21 protein-coding genes are annotated in these 24,340 nt (G+C 75.0%); 16 read left to right on the forward strand and 5 right to left on the reverse strand.

Features of this window, described 5'->3' with window-relative positions; all coding sequences use genetic code 11:
* The first annotated feature begins 22 nt into the window (after nucleotides 1-22).
* The gene (locus ACZ7JZ_RS32205; RefSeq protein ID WP_470945680.1) at nucleotides 23-991 is read left to right on the forward strand and encodes a LysR family transcriptional regulator; all 969 of its coding nucleotides are present in this window, start codon (nucleotides 23-25) and stop codon (nucleotides 989-991) included.
* Here the strand turns inward: ACZ7JZ_RS32205 and ACZ7JZ_RS32210 are convergent.
* From ACZ7JZ_RS32210 to ACZ7JZ_RS32220, 3 genes are all read right to left on the reverse strand, one after another.
* Complete coding sequence (locus tag ACZ7JZ_RS32210) at nucleotides 988-1,725, reverse strand: gamma-glutamyl-gamma-aminobutyrate hydrolase family protein (protein ID WP_470945683.1); 738 nt, start codon at nucleotides 1,723-1,725, stop codon at nucleotides 988-990. The two genes, ACZ7JZ_RS32205 and ACZ7JZ_RS32210, sit on opposite strands and share 4 nt — an antisense overlap.
* A gap of 125 nt (nucleotides 1,726-1,850) precedes the next feature.
* Complete coding sequence (gene eat / locus ACZ7JZ_RS32215) at nucleotides 1,851-3,350, reverse strand: ethanolamine permease (RefSeq protein WP_470945684.1); 1,500 nt, start codon at nucleotides 3,348-3,350, stop codon at nucleotides 1,851-1,853.
* 254 nt (nucleotides 3,351-3,604) lie between these two features.
* The gene (locus tag ACZ7JZ_RS32220; RefSeq protein ID WP_470945687.1) at nucleotides 3,605-4,390 is read right to left on the reverse strand and encodes a FadR/GntR family transcriptional regulator; all 786 of its coding nucleotides are present in this window, start codon (nucleotides 4,388-4,390) and stop codon (nucleotides 3,605-3,607) included.
* A 38-nt stretch (nucleotides 4,391-4,428) separates the two neighbouring features.
* On the opposite strand from ACZ7JZ_RS32220, the gene ACZ7JZ_RS32225 reads away from it, so the two are divergent.
* The 4 genes from ACZ7JZ_RS32225 to ACZ7JZ_RS32240 all read left to right on the forward strand — a co-directional run bounded on the left by ACZ7JZ_RS32225 (nucleotide 4,429) and on the right by ACZ7JZ_RS32240 (nucleotide 9,511).
* Nucleotides 4,429-5,802: a glutamine synthetase family protein gene (locus tag ACZ7JZ_RS32225; protein WP_470945688.1), complete on the forward strand. Its 1,374-nt coding sequence runs from the start codon at nucleotides 4,429-4,431 to the stop codon at nucleotides 5,800-5,802.
* 8 nt (nucleotides 5,803-5,810) lie between these two features.
* Nucleotides 5,811-7,196, forward strand: coding sequence for an aldehyde dehydrogenase family protein (locus tag ACZ7JZ_RS32230; RefSeq protein ID WP_470945690.1), 1,386 nt, complete (start codon nucleotides 5,811-5,813; stop codon nucleotides 7,194-7,196).
* 3 nt (nucleotides 7,197-7,199) lie between these two features.
* Nucleotides 7,200-7,994, forward strand: coding sequence for a 3-oxoacyl-ACP reductase (locus ACZ7JZ_RS32235; RefSeq protein WP_470945692.1), 795 nt, complete (start codon nucleotides 7,200-7,202; stop codon nucleotides 7,992-7,994).
* A 155-nt stretch (nucleotides 7,995-8,149) separates the two neighbouring features.
* Nucleotides 8,150-9,511: a haloacid dehalogenase-like hydrolase gene (locus tag ACZ7JZ_RS32240; RefSeq protein WP_470945695.1), complete on the forward strand. Its 1,362-nt coding sequence runs from the start codon at nucleotides 8,150-8,152 to the stop codon at nucleotides 9,509-9,511.
* 44 nt (nucleotides 9,512-9,555) lie between these two features.
* Here the strand turns inward: ACZ7JZ_RS32240 and ACZ7JZ_RS32245 are convergent, their stop codons facing one another.
* A complete protein-coding gene (locus ACZ7JZ_RS32245; protein WP_470945697.1) occupies nucleotides 9,556-10,758 on the reverse strand; it encodes an amino acid deaminase/aldolase in 1,203 nt (400 codons plus the stop codon).
* A gap of 517 nt (nucleotides 10,759-11,275) precedes the next feature.
* Here ACZ7JZ_RS32245 and ACZ7JZ_RS32250 point away from each other — a divergent pair.
* The 3 genes from ACZ7JZ_RS32250 (at nucleotide 11,276) to ACZ7JZ_RS32260 (ending at nucleotide 14,358) form a co-directional block, all read left to right on the forward strand.
* Nucleotides 11,276-12,106, forward strand: a complete 831-nt coding sequence (locus tag ACZ7JZ_RS32250; protein WP_470945700.1) for a hypothetical protein — start codon at nucleotides 11,276-11,278, stop codon at nucleotides 12,104-12,106.
* Between the two features lie 38 nt (nucleotides 12,107-12,144).
* Nucleotides 12,145-13,326 (forward strand): type VII secretion-associated serine protease mycosin, encoded by a 1,182-nt coding sequence (gene mycP / locus ACZ7JZ_RS32255; RefSeq protein ID WP_470945756.1) that lies wholly within the window; start codon nucleotides 12,145-12,147, stop codon nucleotides 13,324-13,326.
* A gap of 273 nt (nucleotides 13,327-13,599) precedes the next feature.
* Nucleotides 13,600-14,358, forward strand: a complete 759-nt coding sequence (locus tag ACZ7JZ_RS32260; protein WP_470945702.1) for an SseB family protein — start codon at nucleotides 13,600-13,602, stop codon at nucleotides 14,356-14,358.
* A gap of 93 nt (nucleotides 14,359-14,451) precedes the next feature.
* On the opposite strand, the gene ACZ7JZ_RS32265 is transcribed toward ACZ7JZ_RS32260, so the two are convergent.
* Nucleotides 14,452-14,838, reverse strand: coding sequence for a DUF1844 domain-containing protein (locus ACZ7JZ_RS32265; protein WP_470945704.1), 387 nt, complete (start codon nucleotides 14,836-14,838; stop codon nucleotides 14,452-14,454).
* A 385-nt stretch (nucleotides 14,839-15,223) separates the two neighbouring features.
* On the opposite strand from ACZ7JZ_RS32265, the gene infC reads away from it, so the two are divergent.
* The 8 genes from infC (at nucleotide 15,224) to ACZ7JZ_RS32305 (ending at nucleotide 24,297) form a co-directional block, all read left to right on the forward strand.
* Nucleotides 15,224-15,952 (forward strand): translation initiation factor IF-3, encoded by a 729-nt coding sequence (gene infC / locus ACZ7JZ_RS32270; protein ID WP_470945758.1) that lies wholly within the window; start codon nucleotides 15,224-15,226, stop codon nucleotides 15,950-15,952.
* A gap of 100 nt (nucleotides 15,953-16,052) precedes the next feature.
* Nucleotides 16,053-16,247 carry a 50S ribosomal protein L35 gene (rpmI, locus tag ACZ7JZ_RS32275; protein ID WP_030192941.1) on the forward strand — a complete coding sequence of 65 codons (195 nt, stop codon included), beginning with the start codon at nucleotides 16,053-16,055 and terminating at the stop codon, nucleotides 16,245-16,247.
* 109 nt (nucleotides 16,248-16,356) lie between these two features.
* Nucleotides 16,357-16,743 carry a 50S ribosomal protein L20 gene (gene rplT, locus ACZ7JZ_RS32280; protein ID WP_470945707.1) on the forward strand — a complete coding sequence of 129 codons (387 nt, stop codon included), beginning with the start codon at nucleotides 16,357-16,359 and terminating at the stop codon, nucleotides 16,741-16,743.
* A gap of 167 nt (nucleotides 16,744-16,910) precedes the next feature.
* A complete protein-coding gene (locus ACZ7JZ_RS32285) occupies nucleotides 16,911-17,768 on the forward strand; it encodes a TrmH family RNA methyltransferase (RefSeq protein WP_470945709.1) in 858 nt (285 codons plus the stop codon).
* Nucleotides 17,769-17,822: 54 nt separating this feature from the next.
* Nucleotides 17,823-19,181, forward strand: a complete 1,359-nt coding sequence (locus ACZ7JZ_RS32290) for a sensor histidine kinase (RefSeq protein WP_470945711.1) — start codon at nucleotides 17,823-17,825, stop codon at nucleotides 19,179-19,181.
* Nucleotides 19,182-19,328: 147 nt separating this feature from the next.
* Nucleotides 19,329-20,456: a phenylalanine--tRNA ligase subunit alpha gene (gene pheS / locus ACZ7JZ_RS32295; protein ID WP_470945714.1), complete on the forward strand. Its 1,128-nt coding sequence runs from the start codon at nucleotides 19,329-19,331 to the stop codon at nucleotides 20,454-20,456.
* On the forward strand, nucleotides 20,456-22,984 hold the full coding sequence (pheT, locus tag ACZ7JZ_RS32300; protein ID WP_470945716.1) for a phenylalanine--tRNA ligase subunit beta: 2,529 nt from the start codon (nucleotides 20,456-20,458) through the stop codon (nucleotides 22,982-22,984). Before pheS ends, pheT begins: the two co-directional genes overlap by 1 nt.
* A 239-nt stretch (nucleotides 22,985-23,223) precedes the next feature.
* Nucleotides 23,224-24,297 carry a PP2C family protein-serine/threonine phosphatase gene (locus ACZ7JZ_RS32305; protein ID WP_470945719.1) on the forward strand — a complete coding sequence of 358 codons (1,074 nt, stop codon included), beginning with the start codon at nucleotides 23,224-23,226 and terminating at the stop codon, nucleotides 24,295-24,297.
* Nucleotides 24,298-24,340 lie beyond the last annotated feature (43 nt).

The raw sequence follows: 24,340 nt of genomic DNA on the forward strand, positions 1-24,340 counted from the left end.
TATGTCCTCATAAACTGCCCTTATGAGCAAGGAACCGCCGCCCCTCCCCCTCGCCCACCGCGTGCCCGACCTGGGGGCCCTGGAGCTCCTGCTGGCCGTGGCCCGGCACGGCAGCCTGGGCGCGGCGGCCCGGGAGCTGGGCATCACCCAGCCCGCGGCGAGCAGCCGGATCCGGGCCATGGAGGCCCGGCTCGGGGTGGCGCTGGTGGACCGCTCCCCGCGCGGCTCCACGCTGACCGCGGAGGGCGCGCTCGTCACGGACTGGGCCCGGCAGGTGGTGGCGGCCGCCGAGGCCTTCGACGCGGGGGCGCAGGCCCTGCGCGGCCGGCGGGACTCGCGGCTGCGGGTGGCCGCGAGCATGACCATCGCCGAATACCTGCTGCCGGGCTGGCTGATCGCCCTGCGGGGGCAGCGGCCGGACACGGCGGTCTCGCTGCACGCGGGGAACTCCGCCGCGGTGGCCGCGCAGGTGCTCGCGCACGAGGCCGACCTCGGGTTCGTGGAGGGGCTCTCGGTGCCGGACGGCCTGGACTCCGCGGTGATCGCCCAGGACCGGCTGGTGGTGGCGGTGGCCCCGGGGCACCCGTGGGCCCGGCGCTCGAGGGGGGTTCCGGCCGCCGAGCTGGCCGCCACGCAGCTGATCCTGCGGGAGCGGGGCTCGGGGACCCGGCAGGTGCTGGACGCGGCCCTGGCGGGCTCCGGCGGGCTCGCCGTACCGCTGCTGGAACTGGCCTCGACGACCGCGGTGAAGGCGGCCGCGCTGGGCGGGGCGGGCCCGTGCGTGCTGTCCGAGCTGGCCGTGGGGGACGAGCTGGGGGCCCGGCGGCTGGTGGAGGTGCCGGTTCCGGACGCGTCCCTGGGGCGGGCGCTGCGGGCGGTGTGGCCCGCCGGCTCCCGCCCGGCGGGGCCGGCCCGCGACCTGCTGTCCCTGACCCGCCGGCGGTCGCAGACAGCCGTACGACCGTCGGCGGGTCCTGGGGTGACGTCCTAGCCGACGGGGGCCGGCTCGGCGATCCGTACGGGTACGGAGGCCGGGGCCGGGGTCCGGGCCGCGGCGATCAGGGAGCGGACCACGCGGGTGTCCGTGCCGCGCTCGGGGTGCCACTGCACGCCCAGCACCCACTGCGCGCCGGGGAGCTCGACGGCCTCGACCGTCCCGTCGTCGGCCCGGGCGGAGACGAGCAGCCCCTCCCCGAGCCGCGCCACCGCCTGGTGGTGGTACGTCGGCACGTCCGTCCGCTCGGGAGCCAGGGAGCCGTACCGGGTCCCGGGGACCGGGGTGACGGGGTGCAGGGACATCACCCCGGGGGCCTTCGCGTGGCCGTCGAGGTGCTGCACCAGCGTGCCGCCCAGCGCCACGTTCAGCACCTGCATCCCCCGGCAGATGCCCAGCAGCGGGATGTCGCCCGCGGCCAGGGCCGCCCGTACGAGGGCCAGCTCCCAGGCGTCGCGCTCGGCGGCCCGGGGTCCGGTGCGGGGGTCGCGCTCGGCCCCGTAGCGGTCCGGGTCCACATCCGGGCCGCCCGCGATGATGAGGCCGTCCAGCCGGCGCAGCAGCCCTGCGGCCGTGCCCGGGTCGTCCGGCGGCAGCAGGACGGCCGTACCGCCCGCGGCCTGGACGTACTCGTGGTACCCGGAGGGCGCGAGGGCCGCGGGGACGTCCCAGGGGCCGTAGCGGGTGGACGCCTCCAGATAGGTGGTGATGCCGATGAGCGGCCTGGGCACGTTCGGTACCTCCGGGGAGCTGGGCGGGTGCGCTGGTCTGGGCGAGGGGCTGCGGGGGAGCGGTGCGGGAGGAGGGGGCACCCGGGAGGGGGGCTCCCGGGCGGGCGCGTCGGCCGCGGCCGACGTCAGTCGCGGCCGAGTTCCGCCTCGGCCGCCGCGAGCGCGGCGAACTCCTCCTCGGGGGCCGTGGCCACCAGCCGGTGCCGACTGTAGAGGGCGAAGTAGGCCAGGGCGACGGCGTACACGGCGAGTGCGATGAATGCCGCGTCCTTGTCCACCAGGAAGGTGGCGACCAGGGCCGACAGGGCCAGGGCGAAGGCGGCGGACGAGGTGGCGGTGCCGCCGGGGGTGCGGTACGGGCGGTGGAGTCCCGGCTCGCGGCGCCGCAGCACGATGTGGGACAGGGCCATCAGCGCGTACGAGATGGTGGCGCCGAAGACGGCGATGTTGAGCATCCGGGCGCCGTCCCCGGTGGCCGCGGCGAGCGCGAAGCCGATCGCGCCGGGCACCAGCAGCCCCAGGTACGGGGCCTTGCGGCGGCTGGTCAGGGACAGGAAGCGGGGCAGGTAGCCCGCCCGGGAGAGGGCGAACAGCTGCCGCGAGCCCGCGTAGATGAGGGAGAAGAACGAGGCCACGAGACCGGCCAGGCCCGCGTAGTTGACGAGCCGGCTGAGGGTGGTCGGGCCGCCGTCGCCCTCCAGGGCCACGACGAGCGGGTTGCCCGCGGACTTGATCGCGTCGGCGCCCTGGGCGCCGGTCGCGGCGAAGAAGGTGACCACTGCCAGCAGGACGAGCACGCCCATCGAGCAGGCGAGGGCCTTCGGCATGGAGCGCACCGGGTCGGTGGCCTCCTCGGCCGCCAGCGGCACCCCCTCGACCCCGAGGAAGAACCACATGGCGAAGGGGAAGGCCGCCCAGATGCCGAGGAGTCCGAACGGCAGCCACGAACCGGCCCCGGCGGCCGAGGTGTCCACGGGGATGTCGGTCAGTCCGCCCGCGCTGAACTCCGTGAACGCGGCCAGCGCGAAGATCAGCAGGGCCGCCACGGCGATGGCCGTCACGACCATGCTGAAGCTGAGCGCCTCGCCCACGCCCCACAGGTGGATGCCGATGAACACCGCGAAGCAGACCAGGTACACCGGCCAGCCCGAGGTCAGGCCGAACAGGCCGAGGGATTCGACGTAGTCGCCGATGAAGATCACGATGGCGGCGGGCGCGAGGATGTACTCGATGAGGATGGCGGTGCCGGTCAGGAAGCCGCCCCAGGTGCCGAGGGCCCGGCGGGCGAAGCCGTAGCCGCCGCCGGCCGTCGGCAGGATCGCGGACAGCTCCGCGAGGGAGAAGACCAGGCAGGCGTACATCGCGCCCATCAGGACCATGGCGATGCCGAGGCCGCCGAACCCGCCCTTCTCCAGGCCGAGGTTCCAGCCGGAGAAGTCCCCGGAGACCACGTACGCGACGCCGAGGCCGGTGAGCATCACCCAGCCCGCGCTGCCCCGGCGCAGGGTGCGGCGCTCCAGGTAGCCGGGCTGCGTACCGGACTGCGCCGGGGGGCCCTGCGGGGATTGGGGCGAGCCGCCGGCGGGTACGGGCACGGGGTCCGCGTCCTTCGCGAAGTCGGCCATGAGCACTCCTGCCTCGGGGGCCCGGGTCCGGGCGGGCCGCGCCGGACCGCAGGGGGCGTCCGCGCCGCGGGCCCACCGACCCCGGACAATGGTTTAGGCGCACACCTTTGCGCTCGGATCCGGCCAGGCGCAAGCCCCCTGCGTTAAACAGGCGTTACGGGGACCTCACCGCGGCCGGAAGCGGCCGGCAGCGGCCGGGGGCCCGGGCGCGTCCCGGCCCGCGGGTCCGGTTGCGCGGGTCCGCTCGCGCGGGTTCAGGCCAGGAACCCGCGCAGCAGGGCCGCCGTACCGCAGCAGTGCTCGCGCATCACCTCGCGCGCCGCGTCCGCGTCCCGCTCCAGCACCGCGCCGACGAGCACCTCGTGCTGGCGCTGCGAGTGCTCCAGGTTGCGCACCAGCAGCGGGATGCAGTCCAGCAGGTCGTTGACCGTGGCCCGGACCGCCGCGTACTGGGCCGTCAGGGTCGGCGAGCCCGCCAGCTCCGCCAGGGTCAGGTGGAACAGCGTGTCGAGCCGCCGGTAGTCGGCCAGCGGGGCGTCGTGCGTGGCCCGCAGGGCCGCCCGCAGCCGCTCCGCATCCGCGCCGGTCAGCCCCTGGGCGGCGCACAGCCCGGCGGCCCCCGTCTCCAGCACCTCGCGGAAGCGCAGCACGTCCTCGATGTCCACCCCCGCCACCCGCCGGCGCAGCTCCTGCTCGGCCCCGTCCGCGGGGGTGTCGGGGCGCTGGCGCACGAACGTCCCGCCGTACCGCCCGCGCCTGCTCTCCACCAGGCCCTGGTCCTGGAGGACCTTCAGCACCTCGCGCAGGGTGACCCGGCTGATGCCCATCCGCTCGGCCAGCTCCCGCTCCGGGGGCAGGCGTTCACCGCCGGGCACCAGGCCCAGGCGGACCACCTGGAGGATCTGCTCCAGGGCCTCCTCGAAGCCGTTGCCCGCCCGGACCTGCCGCAGGACGGGGGTCAGCCGCTCCGCACCCCCGCCGTTCACGCTTTCGCCCGCCACGTGGGCCCTCCCTCTTCCCAAGCAATGGTCGTTACCCATACCTTATGGCTTCTCGGCGCACCGAAGGAGAGAATCCCGTGGTAGACCGCACACCGCCGCTCGGCGAGCAGGAGCTCCGCTCCCTGGTCGCGAGCGGCGAGATCGACACAGTCGTCCTGGCCTTCCCCGATATGCAGGGGCGGCTCCAGGGCAAGCGGTTCGCCGCACAGTTCTTCCTCGACGACGTCCTCGCCCACGGCACCGAGGGCTGCAACTACCTGCTCGCCGTCGACGCCGACATGAACACCGTCGACGGGTACGAGATGTCCTCCTGGGACCGCGGGTACGGCGACTTCGCGATGATCCCCGACCTCGCCACCCTGCGCCGGGTGCCCTGGAACGCCGGCACCGCCCTGCTCATGGCCGACCTCGCCTGGCACGACGGCTCGCCCGTCGTCCCCGCCCCCCGCCAGATCCTGCGCCGCCAGCTCGAGCGCCTCGCCGGGCACGGGTACACCGCCCAGGTCGGCACGGAGCTCGAGTTCATCGTCTTCAAGGACACCTACGAGCAGGCCTGGAACGCCAACTACCGCGGCCTGACCCCCGCCAACCAGTACAACATCGACTACTCCGTCCTCGGCACCGGCCGCATCGAGCCCCTGCTGCGCCGCATCCGCAACGAGATGGCCGCCGCCGGGCTCACCGTGGAGTCCGCCAAGGGCGAGTGCAACCTCGGGCAGCACGAGATCGCCTTCCGCTACGACGAGGCGCTCACCACCTGCGACCAGCACTCCGTCTACAAGACCGGAGCCAAGGAGATCGCCTCCCAGGAAGGCGTCTCGCTCACCTTCATGGCCAAGTACGACGAGCGCGAGGGCAACTCCTGCCACATCCACCTCTCGCTCACCGACGCCGACGGCCGCAACGCCATGGCGGGCGCCGACCCGGACCGGCCGCAGGACATGTCGCCCCTCATGCGGCACTTCCTCGCCGGACAACTGGCCGCCCTGCGCGAGTTCTCCCTTCTCTACGCCCCGAACATCAACTCGTACAAGCGCTTCCGGCCGGGATCCTTCGCCCCCACCGCCGTCGCCTGGGGGGTCGACAACCGCACCTGCGCCCTGCGCGTGGTCGGCCACGGCCGGTCCATGCGCTTCGAGAACCGCCTCCCCGGCGGGGACGTCAACCCGTACCTCGCCGTCGCCGGACTCGTCGCGGCCGGCCTGTACGGCATCGAGAACCGCCTGGAGCTGCCCGAGGCCTGCCCCGGCAACGCCTACACCGGCGACTACGAGCACGTCCCCGGCACCCTCCGCGAGGCCGCCGAGCTCTGGGAGAACAGCGCCATCGCCAAGGCCGCCTTCGGCTCCGAAGTGGTCGCCCACTACCGCAACATGGCCCGCGTCGAGCTCGACGCCTACGACTCCGCGGTCACCGACTGGGAACTGCGCCGCTCCTTCGAACGCATGTGAGGCAACAGGTGTCACCCGAAACCGCAGAGGGGTCCGCCCCGCTCACCGTGCTCAACCCGGCCACCGAGGAAGTGGTCGCCACCGTCCCCGCCGCCTCCCGCGCAGACGTGGACGCCGCCGTGGCCCGCGCCACCGCCGCCCAGCGGCAGTGGGCCGCCCTCGCCCCCGCCGACCGGGCCCGGCTGCTGCGCCGCTTCGCCGACGCCGTCGACGCGCACGTCGAGGAGCTGGCCCTCCTGGAGGTCCGCGAGGCCGGCCACACCCTCGGCAACGCCCGCTGGGAGGCGGGGAACTTCCGCGACCTGCTGGAGTTCTCCGCCGGGGGGGTGGAGCGGCTCTCCGGCCGCCAGATCCCCGTACCCGGCGGCCTCGACGTCACCTTCCTCGAACCCCTCGGCGTCATCGGGGTCATCGCCCCCTGGAACTTCCCCATGCCCATCGCCGGCTGGGGCACCGCCCCCGCCCTCGCGGCGGGCAACGCGGTGATCCTCAAGCCGGCCGAGACCACCCCCCTCACCGCCCTGCGGCTGGCCGCACTCGCCTTGGAGGCCGGGCTCCCCGAGCACCTCTTCCAGGTGCTCCCCGGCACCGGCCCGGTGGCCGGGGACGCCCTGGTCGAACACCCCGGCGTGGCGAAGATCGTCTTCACCGGCTCCACCGGGGTCGGCAAGCGGATCATGGCCAAGTGCGCCGACCGCGTGAAGCGCCTCACCCTCGAACTCGGCGGCAAGAGCCCCAACATCGTCTTCGCCGACGCGGACGTCGAAGCGGCGGCCGCCGCCGCCCCCATGGCCTACCTCGACAACAGCGGCCAGGACTGCTGCGCCCGCACCCGCATCCTGGTCCAGCGCAGCGTCTACGACCGCTTCCTGGAGCTCGTCGAACCGGCCCTCAAGGAGATCGTCGTCGGCGACCCCGCCGACGAGCGCACCCAGATGGGCCCGCTGATCTCGCGCGCCCAGCTGGAGCGGGTCCGCGGCTACGTCACCGACGACCTCGAGGCCGTCCGCGGCAGCGCCCCCGGGGGCCCCGGCTTCTGGTACCCGCCCACCCTGGTCACCGGGGTGGACCCCACCGCCCCCGTCGCGGCCGAGGAGGTCTTCGGCCCCGTCGCCGTCCTGCTCCCCTTCGAGGACGAGGAGGAGGCCGTACGGCTCGCCAACGCCACCGAGTACGGACTGTCCGGCTCGATCTGGACCCGGGACGTGGGCCGCGCCGTCCGGGTCTCCCGGGCCGTCAGCGCGGGCAACCTGTCCGTCAACTCCCACAGCAGCGTCCGCTACTGGACCCCCTTCGGCGGGTTCAAGCAGTCGGGCCTGGGCCGCGAACTGGGCCCCGACGCCCTCACCGCCTTCACCGAAACCAAGAACGTCTTCATCAGCACGGAGGCCTGACCCATGAGCACCGAAGCAACCGCCGAGTCCGTCTGCCGCCGCCTCGTCGGCCGCACCGCCGTCATCACCGGCGCCGGCAGCGGCATCGGCCTGGCCACCGCGCGCCGCCTGGCCTCCGAGGGCGCCAACGTCGTCTGCGGGGACGTCGACGAGACCGCCGGCAAGGCCGCGGCCGAGGCCGTCGGCGGCACCTTCGTCAAGGTGGACGTCACCGACCAGGCCGAGGTCGAGAACCTCTTCAAGGTCGCCTACGACACCTACGGGTCCGTCGACATCGCCTTCAACAACGCCGGCATCTCCCCGCCCGACGACGACTCCATCCTCACCACCGGCCTCGACGCCTGGCGCCGCGTCCAGGAGGTCAACCTCACCTCCGTATACCTGTGCTGCAAGGCCGCCCTGCCGTACATGCAGCGCCAGGGCCGCGGCTCCATCATCAACACGGCCTCCTTCGTCGCGGTCATGGGCGCGGCCACCTCCCAGATCTCGTACACCGCCTCCAAGGGCGGGGTCCTCGCCATGTCCCGGGAGCTGGGCGTGCAGTTCGCCCGCGAGGGCATCCGCGTCAACGCCCTGTGCCCCGGGCCGGTGAACACCCCGCTGCTCCAGGAGCTGTTCGCCAAGGACCCGGAGCGGGCCGCCCGCCGCCTGGTGCACATCCCCGTCGGCCGGTTCGCCGAGGCCGACGAGATCGCCGCCGCCGTGGCCTTCCTCGCCAGCGACGACTCCTCCTTCGTCAACGCCACCGACTTCCTCGTCGACGGGGGCATCTCGGGGGCGTACGTCACCCCGCTGTAGCCGCCGGCCCCCGGCCCGTACCCCCGCCGGATCCCCGACACCCCACCGCAGTACCCACACCCCGAAGCCACCTCCACCCCCCACAGGACAGCCGGGCGTCACCCCACGACGCCCGGCTGTCCGCGTCCGGGGGCCGTCCCGAAGGAGCACGCACGATGCACGGTCAGCACACCCCGCCCGCCCGGCGGCGCGCCTCCCTCGCCGCCTCCCTCGCCGCGGCCGCCGCGGCCGGCCTCCTCGCGGCCCCGTCCGCGGGGGCGGCACCCGCCCCCGCAGCCGCCGTCCCCGGTGCCGCAGCGCCCGGCCCCGCCGCCGGGCGGGCCGGCTGCCCGGCCGCCCCCCGCCTCGGCGGCGGCTGGTACGGGGACAACCGCGCCCGCCTCCAGGAGCTCGTCGACACCTACGCGCGCTGCACGCCGTACCGCCCCGGCAGCCCGCGGCCCGTCGCCGTCTTCGACTGGGACAACACCGTCGTCAAGAACGACGTCGGCGACGCCACCCTGTTCTGGATGCTGCGCCACGGCCGGATCCGCCAGCCCGCGCGCGGGGACTGGACCACCACCAGCCGCCACCTCACCGCCCCCGCGGCCCGCGCCCTCGCCGCCGCCTGCGGCCCGCTCGCCCGCCCCGGCGCCCCCCTGCCCACCGGTGCCGCGACCCCGGCCGCCGACCGCTGCGCCGACGAGATAGCCGCCGTCTACGGCACCGGAGCCACCACTGCGGCCGCCCCCGCCTTCGCGGGCTGGAACCGCCGCACCACCGAACCGGGCTACGCATGGCTCGCCCAGCTGCTCCAGGGCTGGACCGCCCGCGAGATCCGCGCCTTCGCCGCCGCCGCGCGCGCCGAGAACCTCGCCGCCCCCGTCGGCGCCGTCCAGCGGGTCGGCACCACCACCGCCACCGGCTGGGTCCGCTACTACACGCAGCAGCAGGACCTCGTACGCACCCTCCAGCGGGCCGGCTTCGACGTCTGGATCAGCTCCGCCTCACCCCAGCCCGTGGTCGAGGTCTGGGCGGCGGGCACCGGGATCCGCCCGGACCGGGTGATCGGCATCCGCAACGTCCTCGCGTACGACGGCAGGCTCACCGCGCACCTCAAGGGCTGCGGGAGCGTCCGCGACGGCCAGGACACGATGATCACGTACATCGACGGCAAGCGGTGCTGGCTCAACCAGGAGGTCTTCGGGGTACGGGGCGCCGCCGCCGAGAAGGTGCAGCCGCCCGCCCGCCGTCAGGTGTTCGCCGCGGGCGACTCCGACACCGACATCTCGTTCCTGCGCGACGCGACCTTCCTGCGGCTGGCCGTGAACCGCAACAAGAACGAGCTGATGTGCCGGGCCTACGACGACGCCGACGGCCGCTGGATCGTCAACCCCATGTTCATCGAGCCGAAGAAGCAGCGCACGGCCCCGTACCCGTGCGCCACCAGCGGCTACACCGGAGCCGACGGAACCCCGGGCCCCGTGCTGCGCGGAGACGGCAGCACGGTCCCGGACCAGCAGGACACGGTGTACTAGGCCGCGCCGACGCCTCTGACGACGGGGAGGGGGGACCCGCGGACCTACAGGAAGGTCCTGCCCTCCCCGCGGTACGTCGGCACGGTGGCCGTGATCCGGTCCCCCCCGACCAGGTGCAGCTCCTCGAACCGCTCGCACAGCTCGCCCGCCTTCGCGTGCCGGAACCACACCCGGTCGCCGATCAGCAGGTCGTCCGCCGGGCCGCCCAGCAGCGGGGTCTGCACCTCGCCGGCCCCCTCCTGGGGGTCGTACCGCAGCCCCTGCGGCAGGTACGGCTGCGGAAGCCGGTCGGCGCCCGCGGCGCCCGAGGCCGGGTACCCGCCGCCGAGCACGGTCACCACGCCCACCCCCGGCCGGCGCACCACCGGCTGCGCGAACAGCGCCGCCGGACGGCCGCGGAAGGAGGTGTAGTTGTCGAACAGGCGCGGTACGTACAGCCCCGAGCCGGCCGCGATCTCGGTGACGCACTCCTCGGCCGCCGTGCTCTGCACGCTGCCCGTGCCGCCGCCGTTGACGAACTCCAGCGGACCGGCCGCCTCCTCCACCGCCCGCACCACCGCCGCCCGGCGCACCGCCAGCTCCCGGCGGGCCGCACCCTGCATCAGCCGCACCGCGCGCGAGCGCAGGGGGCGCCCCGCGACCGCGTCGCCGACCCCGGCGATGTGCCCCTCGTACGCCATCAGCCCCACGAGCCGGAACCCCGGCCGCCGGGCCACCGTGCGCGCGACGGCCGCCAGCTGGGCCGGCTCGCGCAGCGGCGAGCGGCGCGCGCCGACCCGCACCCGGCCGCCCATGAGGTGCAGCGAGGTGTCCAGCTCCAGACAGACCCGCACCTCCTCCCGGCCGTCGCCGCGGGCCGCGTCGATCAGGTCCAACTGCGCGGGGTCGTCGACCATCACCGTCACGGCGGCGGCGAGCTTGGGATCGGCCGCCAGCTCGGCGAACGCGGCCCGGTCCGCCGAGGGGTAGGCGAGCAGCACGTCCTCGAAACCGGAGCGGGCCAGCCACAGCGACTCGGCGAGGGTGTACGACATGATCCCGGCGAACCCGTCGCGCGCGAGCACCCGCTCCAGCAGGGCCCGGCAGCGCACGGACTTGCTCGCCACCCGCACCGGCTTCCCGGCCGCCCGCCGCACCAGATCGTCGGCGTTGGCGTCGAAGGCCTCCAGATCGACGATCGCGAGCGGGGCGTCGAGGTGCGCGGTGGCCCGGTCGTAACGGGCCCTGTCGGCGGCAGGCGAAGTCATGCGCGCAGCGTGCCAGATACGGCTACTTGTGGGTAGAGCGTTCCGCGGGGCGGGATGCGACGCGATGCGACGGGAGGGCGGGGCCGGGGCGGGGGCCGACGGGCGGGTGCGGCTCGGGTGTGCGGGAGGGTCCGGCACGTGCGTGCGGGAGGCGCGGGCCCGGCGGAGCACCGTAGAGTACGCGGCGAACGCGGCGCAGGGCGTACGCGCGCGGTGCGGTGCAGTGGAACGGGGGCGGATGCGCATGACGGTCGGTGAGGACACCCCCACCGCCCCGGCCCCTCCGCCAGACCCCCGGGCCGTGACCGCCGAACCGCAGACGGCGTCAGGCCCGCCTGGCCCGCCCGACCCGCCCGGCCCGCCCGCTCAACCCGCGGCGCCCTACCCGTCCGCTCAGGCCGGCCCGGTTGCCCGGCCCGGCCCGGTTCCTCAGCCCGGACCGGCCGGTTTCTCCGGTGCGTCCGGGGTGGATGACGCCCCGGGTGGCGCGGGGGCCGGCGCAGATCCGGGCGCCGGGGTGTCCGTACCGCGTCGGCGGCGGCGGGTGGCGGCCGCGGTGTGCTGGGTGCTCGGGGGCGGGCTGCTCGCCGGGGCGGTCAGCGGGAGCTGGGCCGCGCGCCGGGCGCAGGAGGTCCCCGCGGCCGAGGCGGCGTACGCCCGCGCCGCCGGACTCTGGCGGGAACAGCCCGTCGACTCCCTCTTCCCGCCCGTCCTGCTCGGCGACGGGGCCGGTCCCGGCGGGGCCGACCGCCGCTGGATCCGCACCGGCGTCGCACCCGACGGCGCCTGCACCCCGCTCGGCCCGGCCTGGAACACCGCCCTGGCCGCGGTCGGCTGCACCCGGCTGCTGCGCGCCACCTACACGGACGCCACCCGCAGCTCGCTGGTCAGCGTCGGCATGGTGTTCACCCCGGCAGGGGCCCCGGCGATGGCCGCCCTGCGCACGGGCTTCGAGCCGACCGCCCCGGCGCCCGCGGCCTACGGCATCGCCGACCGCCGGCGCGCCAGCTGGACGGTGTCCGTCCTCCCCGACGCGCCGGTCGTCGTCTACGCCGTGTCCGCCTTCGCCGACGGGCGCCCGGTCGAGCGGCCGCAGCCCGCCGCCTCGGCCACCGCCGCAGCGACCGCGACCGCAGCGCCCGGCGACGGTGGCGCTGACTCCGGTGCGGGCGGATCCTCCGGAGGTACGAGCTCCGGCAGTGCCGCCCTCGGTGCCGGGGCCGGTCCGCTGGCCGTGGCCCGGGCCGGGCTCGGGCACGAGGCGCAGGCCGTCGCCGACCGCATCGAGCGGGCCCTGCGCCGTACCGCCGCGGCAGCGCCCCCGCCCGCACCGGGAGCCGCCCGGTGAGCACCGCCCGCCCCGCGCCCCGCCCCTCCCGCAGGCCCGTGCCCCGCCGGGGCCGCAGCCGCCGCGGGCTCTCCCTCGTCCTGGTACTCGGGCTCGCCGCCTCCGCGGGCGCCGCCGCCGCGCCCGCGCACGCCGACGCGATCCGCGACCGGCAGTGGGCCCTGGAGGCCCTGCACGCCGAAGAGGCCTGGCGCACCACCGACGGCACCGGCACCACCGTCGCCGTCCTCGACACCGGGGTCGACGCCACCCACCCCGACCTGCGCGGACAGGTACTCGAAGGCAGGGACGCCGTCGGTTTCGGCGCCGGCCGCGGGGACCGTTCCTGGGCCCGGCACGGCACCGCGATGGCCGGGATCATCGCGGGCCGGGGCCACGGCACCGGCCGCGGGAAGGGGGTGCTCGGCATCGCGCCCGGCGCCCGGATCCTGCCGGTGCGGGTGATCCTCGAAGAGGGCGATCCCGGCCGGGCCAAGGCCCGCCGGCACAAGGGCGGCGCCCTCGCGGAGGGCATCCGCTGGGCCGCCGACCACGGCGCCGACGTCATCAACCTCTCGCTCGGCGACGACAGCGCCTCCGCGCACCACGAGGCGGCCGAGGACGAGGCCGTGCAGTACGCGCTGTCCAAGGGCATCGTGGTCGTCGCCTCCGCGGGCAACGGCGGGGCGCAGGGCAACCGGGTCTCGTACCCGGCCGCGTACCCCGGGGTCATCGCCGTCACCGCCGTGGACCGGCAGGGCAACCGGGCCCCCTTCTCCACCCGCCACTGGTACGCGACCGTCAGCGCACCCGGCGTCGACATCGTGATCGCCGACCCCGACCGCAGCTACTACGAGGGCTGGGGGACCAGTGCCGCGGCGGCCTTCGTATCGGGCACGGCCGCGCTGGTGCGGGCCGCGTACCCGGGGCTCTCGCCGGCGCAGGTGAAGCAGCTCCTCGCGGACACGGCGCGGGACCGGCCGGCCGGCGGCCGCAACGACGCGCGCGGACACGGCCTGGTCGACCCGGCGGCGGCGCTGCGGGCGGCGGGGCGGCTGCGGGGGGAGGCGGCGGTGCCTGTGCCTGCGGCGCATGCGGGGCGGTACTTCGGGCCGGGGCCGGCGGTGGTGCGGGCCGGTGGGGACGGGGTTTCGGCGGTGGCGTGGGGGGTGGGCGGTACGGGTCTGGCGCTGCTGGCCGCCGCTGCGGCCCTGACCGTCCGCCGCCGACCGCGGCCCTGACCGGGCCCTCCGCTGCGCGGGGCCTGTTCCCCGACCCGCCCCTTCCCGAAACCGGGGCTCCGCCCCGGACCCCGTTCCGTGCGCTGCGCGCCCGGTGCGCTCAAACGCCGCGCGGGCTGGATACCTCCAGCCTCGCCAGGGGGTCCCCCCGGACGAAGTCTGGGGGAGTTTGAGGCGCGGGGGTGTGGGGGCGGAGCCCCCGCTTCGGGAAGGGGCGGGGTGGGGAACAGGCCCCGCGCAGCGGGTGCCGGTCGGCGGGATAAGGTCGGGAATGTGGCCCTCAAGAACATTCCCGACCCCGGTTTCGCCGAAGACGACGGCTCCGCCGACCCCCGCCTGACGGCCGCCCTGGCCGCCTGGTCCGCGGACCGGTCCGCAGAACCGGAGGTCCTCGCGGCCCTCAAGGACGCCCGCCTCCTGGTCCCCGTGGTCGCCGTGCTCGGCGAGGTGGAGGAGGACCCGGAGACCGGGCTGCGCCGCGAGAAGACCAGCGACATGGCCGTGCCCACCCTCCGCGCCGGGGACCGCCGGGCCCTGCCCGCGTTCACGTCGACGGAGTCGCTCGCCCGCTGGGACCCCGCGGCCCGCCCGGTGGCGGTCCCGCTGCACCAGGCCCTCGCGGCCGCCGCCCACGAGAAGGCCGACACCGTCGTCCTGGACATGGCCGGCCCGGTGGCGTACCAGCTGACCGGCCCCGCCCTGCTCGCCCTGGCCGAGGGCCGCACCACCGCCGACCCGCTGGCCGACCCCGCCGTACGGGAGGCCGTACGGGCCGCCGTGGCCGCGGAGCCCGCGGTGCTGCGGGCGCACCTGCTGCCGGGCGGCCCCGCGGCCGACGGAGTGCTGGCCGTGGTCCTGACCCCGCAGGCCGGGGCCGCCCCGGCGGACGGCCCGGCCGCCGCGCGCCGGGTCGCGCAGGCCCTGGCCGCCGACGAGACGCTGCGGGCCCGCCTGGTCCGCGGGCTGAACCTGGCCCTGCTCCCGGCGGGCACCCCCGAGCCCCCCGCCGAACCCCTCTTCACCCGGGCCTGAGGCGGACGCGGGCCCGCGCAGCGCGAAGGGCCCCGGGGTACGCCCCGGGGCCCTTCGGTGTTCCGCTCAGCGGTCGGCGGCAGCCGGCCGGTGTCAGGCGTAGACGGGGCCCGTGAACTTCTCGCCCGGCCCCTGGCCCGGCTCGTCCGGGACCAGCGAGGCCTCGCGGAAGGCCAGCTGGAGGGATTTGAGGCCGTCCCGCAGCGGGGCCGCGTGGAAGGAGCTGATCTCGGTGGCGCTCGCGGTGACCAGGCCGGCCAGGGCCGTGATCAGCTTGCGGGCCTCGTCGAGGTCCTTGTACTCGGAGTCCGGCTTGTCGAGGCCGAGGTTGACCGCGGCGGCGCTCAGCAGGTGGACGGCCACCGTCGTGATCACCTCGACCGCGGGCACCTCCGCGATATCGCGGGTGAGGGTGTCGTAGTCGGGGGCGTCCGGGGCCTGGTCGGCCGCGGTGCCGGTGGGGGGCGTCGCGTCAGTCATGCCCCCACGATAAGCCGGGCGGGGGAAGCGGACGAAGCCGCCCCGGATCCGCCCGCCCGGCGGGACTCCCGCGCGTCCCACCCGCCCGGTGCTTGCGCTCCCGCCGCCACCCGGTTAGCGCCACCGCCGCCCTCCTGCTAACCTTGTGTGACGACCGGCCGGAGACCTGTGTCCCCGGCCCACAAGTGGAGGCTCCGTACTCCCACCCGACCGCCCCCAGGGACGGCGGGTCACCGGTCAGGCGGCATCCATCGTTCCGTACGGACGATGGAAAGCAGCCCGAAGTGCGCCCCGTGAGGTTCATGCGGCGGTGCTCCGGTTCCATGGAGCTCCCGCCTGTGTACCGTAGCGGGGCATTTTTCATGCCTCCCCGCGGTTGGTCGGACTGACACAGACGTCACGCGGCTGTCCTCCAGGCAGCCGTTGGTGCAACCGAGGAGGATCCATCAGCACCGAGCCCCGCATCAACGACCGGATTCGCGTTCCCGAGGTGCGACTTGTCGGTCCGAGCGGCGAGCAGGTCGGGATTGTTCCCCTTGCCAAGGCGCTCGAGCTTGCGCAGGAGTACGACCTGGACCTGGTCGAGGTCGCGGCCTCTGCACGGCCTCCGGTCTGCAAGCTCATGGACTACGGCAAGTTCAAGTACGAGTCGGCCATGAAGGCCCGTGAGGCGCGCAAGAACCAGGCGCACACGGTCATCAAGGAGATGAAGCTCCGGCCGAAGATCGACCCGCACGACTATGACACCAAGAAGGGTCACGTCGTCCGGTTCCTCAAGCAGGGCGACAAGGTCAAGATCACGATCATGTTCCGTGGTCGCGAGCAGTCCCGGCCGGAGCTCGGCTACCGACTGCTGCAGCGTCTGGCGGAGGACGTCCAGGACCTCGGTTTCGTCGAGTCGAACCCGAAGCAGGACGGCCGCAACATGATCATGGTTCTCGGTCCTCACAAGAAGAAGACCGAGGCGATGGCCGAAGCCCGCGAGGCGCAGGCGGCCCGCAAGGCCGAGCGCCAGGCGCTCTCCACGGACGCCCCCGCCGGGGCGGAGGCCGAGGCTGCGGCCGAGGCCGTGGACGCTGCTGAGGAAACCGCCGAGGAAAACGCCGAGGCCTGATCCCGGAGCAGCCTGCCCCGGGTCACCGACACAACTGACGCTCCCGGCGCCGGTCCCCACGGACCGGCGGGAGCGCCACCGACGAGGAGAAAACGGCGCCATGCCGAAGAACAAGACGCACAGCGGTTCCAAGAAGCGCTTCAAGATCACCGGCTCCGGCAAGGTGCTCCGCGAGCGCGCCGGCAAGCGCCACCTGCTCGAGCACAAGTCGTCCAAGCTGACGCGTCGCCTCACCGGCAACGCCGAGATGGCCCCGGGCGACGCCGCGAAGATCAAGAAGCTTCTCGGCAAGTGACGTCCTTCCGCTCCCGCACACTGCGCGGAGCGGGACGTCGAGACCGGGACCCCATCGAATTTTCGGGTCGTGTGAAGACAACCACGGCCCCGCTACAAGGAGTTAACAAGTGGCACGCGTCAAGCGGGCAGTAAACGCCCACAAGAAGCGCCGGGCGATCCTCGAGGCGGCCTCCGGCTACCGCGGTCAGCGTTCGCGCCTGTACCGCAAGGCCAAGGAGCAGGTCACCCACTCGCTGGTCTACAACTTCAACGACCGCAAGAAGCGCAAGGGCGACTTCCGTCAGCTGTGGATCCAGCGCATCAACGCCGCTGCCCGCCAGAACGGCATGACGTACAACCGCCTCATCCAGGGTCTGAAGGCCGCCAACATCGAGGTGGACCGCAAGATGCTGGCCGAGCTGGCCGTCAACGACAGCAACGCGTTCGCCGCGCTGGTCGAGGTCGCGCAGAAGGCCCTCCCGGCCGACGTGAACGCCCCGAAGGCCGCCGCCTGATCAGGCCCGACCTTCCCGGAGCCTGATCCCGTATCCAGGCGCCGAACCCCCCGGCTCTTCCGAGCCGGAGCCCGGACCCGCAGGCCACGCGCCTGCGGGTCCGGTGCGTTGGGACCCCGTCACCACCGCTGCACCCCGCTGTACGCACGGAAGCGAGCCGCCGAGACATGTCCACCCCCGCCGAGCCGATCTCCCCCCGTTCGCCCAGGGTGGCGGCCGCCAGGCGACTGGCGCGCCGCAACTTCCGCACGAAGGAGCGCCGCTTCCTCGCCGAGGGCCCGCAGGCCGTCCGCGAGGCCGTCGCCCACCGCGGGGAGCAGGGCGCCACGCTGCTGGAGCTCTTCGCGACCGTCGAGGCGGCCGAGCGGTACGCCGACATCGTCGCTGCGGCGCGCGAGGCGGGCGCCCGCGTGCACCACGCCTCCGACGAGGTGCTCGCCGAGGTCTCCCAGACCGTCACCCCGCAGGGGCTCGTCGGCGTCTGCAACTTCCTCGACTCGCCCTTCGAGGCCGTCCTCGCCGCCCGCCCCCGGCTCGTCGCCGTCCTCGCGCACGTCCGCGACCCCGGGAACGCCGGCACGGTGCTGCGCTGCGCCGACGCCGCCGGGGCCGACGCCGTGATCCTCACCGACGCCTCCGTGGACCTGTACAACCCCAAGTCCGTCCGGGCCTCCGTGGGCTCCCTCTTCCACCTGCCGGTGGCCGTGGGCGTCCCCGTCGAGCAGGCCGTCGAGGGGCTGCGGGCCGCGGGCGTGCGGATCCTGGCAGCCGACGGCGCGGGCACCGACGACCTCGACGCCGAGCTCGACGCGGGCACCATGGGCGGCCCCACCGCATGGGTCTTCGGCAACGAGGCCTGGGGCCTGCCCGAGGAGACCCGGGCCCTGGCCGACGCCGTCGTCCGCGTCCCCATCCACGGCAGGGCCGAGAGCCTGAACCTCGCCACGGCCGCCGCAGTGTGCCTCTACGCATCCGCGCGTGCACAGCGGGCGCCCGGAGGGTGCCGCTCCGTGACCCCCAGCTAGTAATGTGGCCGCCCGGGGGCCCACGGCGCTACCGGAGATGTGGGGTACGGGGACATGACCGTCGGTACGAACAGCACGCCGCAGCTGCACGAGGCCGCGGCCGTGCCCCCCGGCGTGCCGGGACCCGTGCCCGCCCAGCCGGGCCCCTCCCAGGCCAGACCGGCCCCGGCGCCGGGCGCGCCCCGGCCGGGCGCCGCCCCGGCCGCCGGGCGCCCCGACGCCGGGTACCAGGCCGCCGGCTCCCCGGCGGCCCCGCCGCCCGCCGCGGCCGCCGTGCCGGCGGGAGCGGAGAGACCCGCGGCCGCGGATCCGGCCCCCGCACCGGCCCCCGCGGAGCCCGCCCGCTCCGCCTACTCCGCGGTCGACCCCGACGACCTGCCCGACGGCCTCGTCGTCGCCGACCAGCACGGCCGCGTCGTGTGCTTCAACCGCGCCGCCGCCCGGATCACCGCCGTGGACCCCGCCGCCGCCCTCGGCACCCGGATCGACAGCGCCCTGCCCCTGGAGGACCTCGACGGCCGCCGCTGGTGGACCCTGACCGACCCGTACGGCGGCCTCGCCACCCGCCGCGGCCAGCCCGAGCGCAACCTCCTGCTGCCCGGCGGCCGCGAGGTGCTCGTCTCCGCCCGCTACGTGCGCGAGCACCCCACCGGCCCCGTCCGCCGGCTCGTCGTCACCCTGCGCGGCACCGAGGCCCGCCGCCGCACCGAGCGCAGCCACGCCGAGCTGATCGCCACCGTCGCCCACGAGCTGCGCTCCCCGCTGACCTCCGTGAAGGGCTTCACCGCCACGCTCCTCGCCAAATGGGAGCGGTTCACGGACGACCAGAAGCGGCTCATGCTGGAGACCGTCGACGCCGACGCCAACCGCGTCACCCGGCTGATCGCCGAACTCCTCGACATCTCCCGCATCGACTCCGGCCGCCTGGAGCTGCGCCGCCAGCCCGTGGACGTCGCCACCGCCGTCGGCCGGCACGTCCAGGCCCTCACCGCCAACGGGCAGGCGCCCGAGCGCTTCCTCGTCCGCGTCCTGAGCCCCCTGCCCGACCTGTGGGCCGATCCGGACAAGATCGACCAGGTGCTCGGCAACCTCCTGGAAAATGCGGTGCGCCACGGCGAGGGAACGGTCACCATCGAAGTGGCACCCGCCTGGATCAAGCACGCAGAGACCCCCGTGAAGGGAACGGCCGTCACCGTGACCGACGAAGGCCCCGGCATCCCCGAGGAATCGATGGGACGCGTCTTCACCCGCTTCTGGCGGGGCAGCAAGCGCGGCGGCACCGGCCTGGGCCTGTACATCGTCAAGGGCATCGTCGAGGCCCACGGCGGCACCATCACGGTCGGGCGCGGCCCCGGCGGCGGAGCCGAGTTCCGATTTACCCTGCCCGTGGGCGCGCCGGCCTACCTCTCGTAACCTCCCGAGAGTCTCGCCAGGCGGCCCACGGGCTCCTCCACGCCGCCCGCCCCGTAGACTCGTCCTTTGGCACCTTTGCGTCCCTTTGACGAACTCAACCGGTCGGAGCGGGGACAACCAGCCAGCCCATCGGAAGTACGGGAAGAGATGTCGGCACCGAACAAGTCGTACGACCCTGTCGAGGTCGAGGCACTGAAACCGGAAGAGATCGAGCGCATGCGGGACGAGGCGCTCGCCGCCTTCGCGGCCGCCGGCGACCTCGACGCCCTGGCGCACGCGAAGACCGCCCACAGCGGCGGCGCCTCGCCCCTGGCGCTCGCGAACCGCGAGATCGGCGCACTGCCGCCGCAGGCCAAGGCCGAGGCGGGCAAGCGGGTCGGCCAGGCCCGCGGCGCCGTGAACAAGGCGTACGCGGAGCGTCTCGCGCAGCTCGAGGCCGAGCGCGACGAGCGCGTGCTCGTCGAGGAGGCGGTGGACGTCACGCTGCCCTTCGACCGCGTCCCCGCCGGCGCCCGCCACCCCCTGACCACGCTGATGGACCGCATCGCGGACATCTTCGTGGCCATGGGCTACGAGGTGGCGGAGGGCCCCGAGGTCGAGGCGGAGTGGTTCAACTTCGACGCCCTCAACTTCACGCCCGACCACCCGGCGCGCCAGATGCAGGACACCTTCTTCGTCCGCGGCCCCGAGGGGACCGAGGGCGACGAGTCCGGAGTCGTACTGCGCACCCACACCTCCCCGGTGCAGGCCCGCACGCTCCTCGACCGGGAGCCGCCCGTCTACGTGGTCTGCCCCGGCCGCGTCTTCCGCACGGACGAGCTCGACGCCACCCACACCCCGGTCTTCCACCAGATCGAGCTGCTGGCCGTCGACGAGGGCCTGACCATGGCCGACCTCAAGGGCACCCTGGACCACATGGTCCAGGCGCTCTTCGGTGCGGACATGACCACCCGCCTGCGCCCGAACTTCTTCCCGTTCACCGAGCCGTCCGCCGAGATGGACATGCAGTGCTACGTGTGCCGCGGCGAGTCGGTGGGCAACCCCGACCGCCCCTGCCGCACCTGCTCCAGCGAGGGCTGGATCGAGCTCGGCGGCTGCGGCATGGTCAACCCCAAGGTGCTGACCGCCTGCGGAGTGGACCCGGAGAAGTACAGCGGCTTCGCCTTCGGGTTCGGCATCGAGCGGATGCTGATGTTCCGCCACAACGTCGAAGACATGCGAGACATGGTCGAGGGTGACATCCGGTTCACCCGGCCGTTCGGGATGGAGATCTGATGCGGGTCCCGCTTTCCTGGCTGCGGGAATACGTCGACCTGCCTGCGGGCGAGACCGGTCGTGACGTGCAGGCCAAGCTCATCGACGCCGGTCTGGAGGTCGAGACCGTCGAGCAGCTCGGCGCCGACCTCACCGGCCCCCTCGTCGTCGGCCAGGTGCTGACCATCGAGGAGCTGACCGAGTTCAAGAAGCCGATCCGCTTCTGCACCGTGGACGTCGGCGCGGCCAACGGCACCGGCGAGCCGCAGGAGATCGTCTGCGGCGCCCGGAACTTCGCCGTCGGCGACAAGGTCGTCGTGGCCCTGCCCGGCGCCGTCCTGCCCGGCGACTTCGCCATCGCCGCCCGCAAGACGTACGGCAAGAACTCCCACGGCATGATCTGCTCCGGCGACGAGCTGGGCATGGGCGACGACGGCACGCACGGCATCATCGTGCTGCCGCCCGAGCACGAGACCGGCACCGACGCGGTCGAGCTGCTGGAGCTGCGCGACGAGGTCCTCGACATCGCCGTCACCCCCGACCGCGGCTACTGCCTGTCGATGCGCGGCGTGGCCCGCGAGACCGCCACCGCGTACGGGCTGCCCCTGCGCGACCCGGCGCTGCTCGACGTCCCGGCCCCGAACTCGTACGGCTACCTGGTCAAGGTCGCCGACCCGCAGGGCTGCGACCGCTTCACCGCGCGCACGGTGACGGGGGTCTCCCCGGACGCCCGCTCGCCGATCTGGCTCAAGCGCCGCCTCCAGAAGGCGGGCATGCGCCCGATCTCGCTCGCGGTGGACATCACCAACTACGTGATGCTGGAGCTCGGCCAGCCCCTGCACGCCTACGACCGCTCCCGCGTCGACGGGCCCATCGGGGTCCGCCGCGCCGAGCAGGGCGAGAAGTTCACCACCCTCGACGGGGTCGCCCGCGTCCTCGACGCCGAGGACCTGGTCATCACCGACAACAGCGGCCCCATCGGGCTCGCCGGCGTCATGGGCGGTGCCAACACCGAGATCGCCGACCCGGTGACCGACCCCGAGACCGGCCTGGTCACGGGCACCACGGACATCGTGGTCGAGGCGGCGCACTTCGACGCCCTCACGATCTCCCGCACCGCCCGCCGCCACAAGCTCTCCTCCGAGGCGTCCAAGCGCTTCGAGCGCGGGGTCGACCCGCAGGCCGCCGCCGCTGCCGCGCAGCGCACCGTCGACCTGCTCGTCCTCCTCGCGGGCGGCACCGCCGAGGCGGGCGTCACCGAGCTGACCGCCCCGGCCGCCCCGCGCACCGTCGCGATGCCCGCGGACCACCCGGACCGGGTCGCGGGCGTGGCGTACGGCCGCGAGACCGTCGTACGGCGCCTCCAGGAGGTCGGCTGCGACGTCTACGGCCAGGACGAGCTCGTCGTCACGGTGCCCTCGTGGCGCCCCGACCTCGCCGAGCCCAACGACCTCGCCGAAGAGGTCATCCGGCTCGAGGGCTACGCCAACCTGCCCTCCACCCTCCCGCAGGTGCCCTCCGGCCGCGGTCTGACCGCCCGGCAGCAGCTGCACCGCCGGGTCGGCCGCGCCCTGGCCGGCGCGGGCTACGTCGAGGCCCCCAGCTACCCGTTCATCGGCGAGCAGGTCTTCGACCAGCTCCAGCTGCCGGCGCACGACGCCACCCGCCAGGTCGTCACCCTCGTCAACCCGCTCTCCGACGAGGAGCCGGCCCTGCGCAGCACCCTGCTGCCGGGCCTGCTGGGCTCGCTGCGCCGCAACGACAGCCGCGGCAGCCACGACCTCGCGCTCTTCGAGACCGGCCTGGTCTTCCGCGCCGCCGCCACCCCCGGCGTCGCGGTGCGCCTGCCCGTGGACCGCCGTCCCACGGCCGAAGAGGTCGCTGCCCTCAACGCCGCCCTGCCCGCCCAGCCGCGGTACGCCGCGGTCGTGCTGGCCGGGGCCCGCGAGCAGGCCGGCTGGTGGGGCGCAGGCCGCCCGTCCACCTGGGCGGACGCCGTCCAGGCCGCGCGCTCCCTGGCCGCCGAGGCCGGCGCCGACCTGGTCGTCCGCCAGGGCCAGTACGGCCCCTGGCACCCGGGCCGCTGCGCCGAGCTGCTGGTCACCCTCGACGGGGTCGAGCAGGTCATCGGGCACGCCGGCGAACTGCACCCGCGGGTCGTCAAGGCCCTGGGCCTGCCCGACCGCACCAGCGCGATGGAGATCGACCTCGACCGCCTCGCGGCGGCCGGCGGCGCGGCCCTCCGCGCCCCCCGGATCTCCACCTTCCCGGTGGCGACCCAGGACGTGGCGCTGATCGTCGACTCCGCCGTCCCGGCGGCGTCCGTCGAGGCCGCGCTGCGCAAGGGCGCGGGCGAACTCCTCGAATCGCTGCGGCTGTTCGACGTGTTCACCGGCGAGCAGGTGGGCGAGGGCAAGAAGTCGCTCGCGTACGCGCTGCGCTTCCGCGCCGCCGACCGCACGCTGACGGCCGAGGAGTCCACGGCCGCCCGCGACGCGGCCGTCGCGCTCGCCGGCGAGCGGACCGGCGCGGTGCTCCGCGGGGCCTGACCCCCGCAGCCGCACCGGGCGCCCGTACCCACCGGGCGCCCCGCACGGCCTCCGAGCGCCGTAGTGCACAGCCCGTGAGGGGCGTACCCGGAACACCGGGTGCGCCCCTCACTCGTTCGGGTGAGAACCGGCGCGAAGCCGGTGAGCAGAACCGGACGATCGACACAATCGATCCGGCCGCGGGGGCGACGGAGAGTCACTGCCCGCGGAGACGCTCAGGCTTCGGGGAGGCCGCCGGCATGGACCACACGAGGGCGGATCGGGCCCCCCGCGACGAGGTGCCGAGAACCAGGCGGCTGTGCCTGTCGGCCTGGGCCGCCGGTGCGGTCAGCTGGCCGCTGTACGCCCCGGTCTCCGATGCCCTGCCGGCCCGGCTCCTGACCTGCGCCGCCTTCCTCCTGCTGGCCGCCGGCACCGCCCTGTACGCCCGGCAGGGGCTGGTAGGCGAGCTGCGCCGGACCCGCGAGATCGCCGGGGCCGCCCAGCGGGTGCTGCTGCGCCCCCTGCCGCCGCGCATGGAGGGGCTGGCGCTGGCCGCGGCCCAGCTGTCGGCGAGCCGGGGCGCCTCGGTCGGCGGGGACCTGTACGAGGCCGTCGCCACCCCGTACGGGGTGCGCGTGGTCATCGGCGACGTCCGCGGGCACGGGCTGCCGGCCCTCGCCGCCGCGGCCGCCGTCCTCGGCAGCTTCCGGGAGGCCGCGTACGACGAACCGCGCCTGGCCGGGGTGCTGCGCCGGATGGAGCGGGGCCTCCAGCGCCATCTGCGGGACCGGGCGCGTGCGGAGCACCCGGCGGCCTGCGCGCAGGAGCCGCAGAGCCCCCTGGCCGAGGAGTTCGTGACCGTCCTGCTCCTGGAGATCTCCGCGGACGGCCGGGTCCGCGCCCTCAACTGCGGGCACCCCTGGCCGTACCGGCTGCGCGCCGCCGTCCCCGGTGCGGGCTCCGGGCGGGGCCGGGCCGAACTGCTCTGCGGATCCGATCCGCTGCCCCCGCTCGGCGTGCTCCCGCTGCCCGCGGAACTGCCCGTACAGCTGTCGGCGCGGCTGCTGAACGGGGACGCGCTGTTCCTGCACACCGACGGGGCGGAGGAGGCCCGCGACCGCGCGGGGCGCTGCTTCCCGCTCGGTACGGCCCTGGCCGCGGCCGCCGCCGGGCCGCTGTCGCCCGCGGCGCTGGTGGCGGGCGTGCACGCCGCACTGCTGCGCCACACCAGCGGGCGACTCGCCGACGATGTCGCCCTGCTGGTGGTGCGCAACGACCGCCGGCACTGTCCGGCGCACGCGAACGGGCAGGCCGTGCGCGCCGGACGGTGACCCCGCACGGGACCTGACAGGTCCCGGGAGCGGTGCCTTCCCG

This window comes from Streptomyces sp. NPDC038213 (assembly GCF_055600495.1).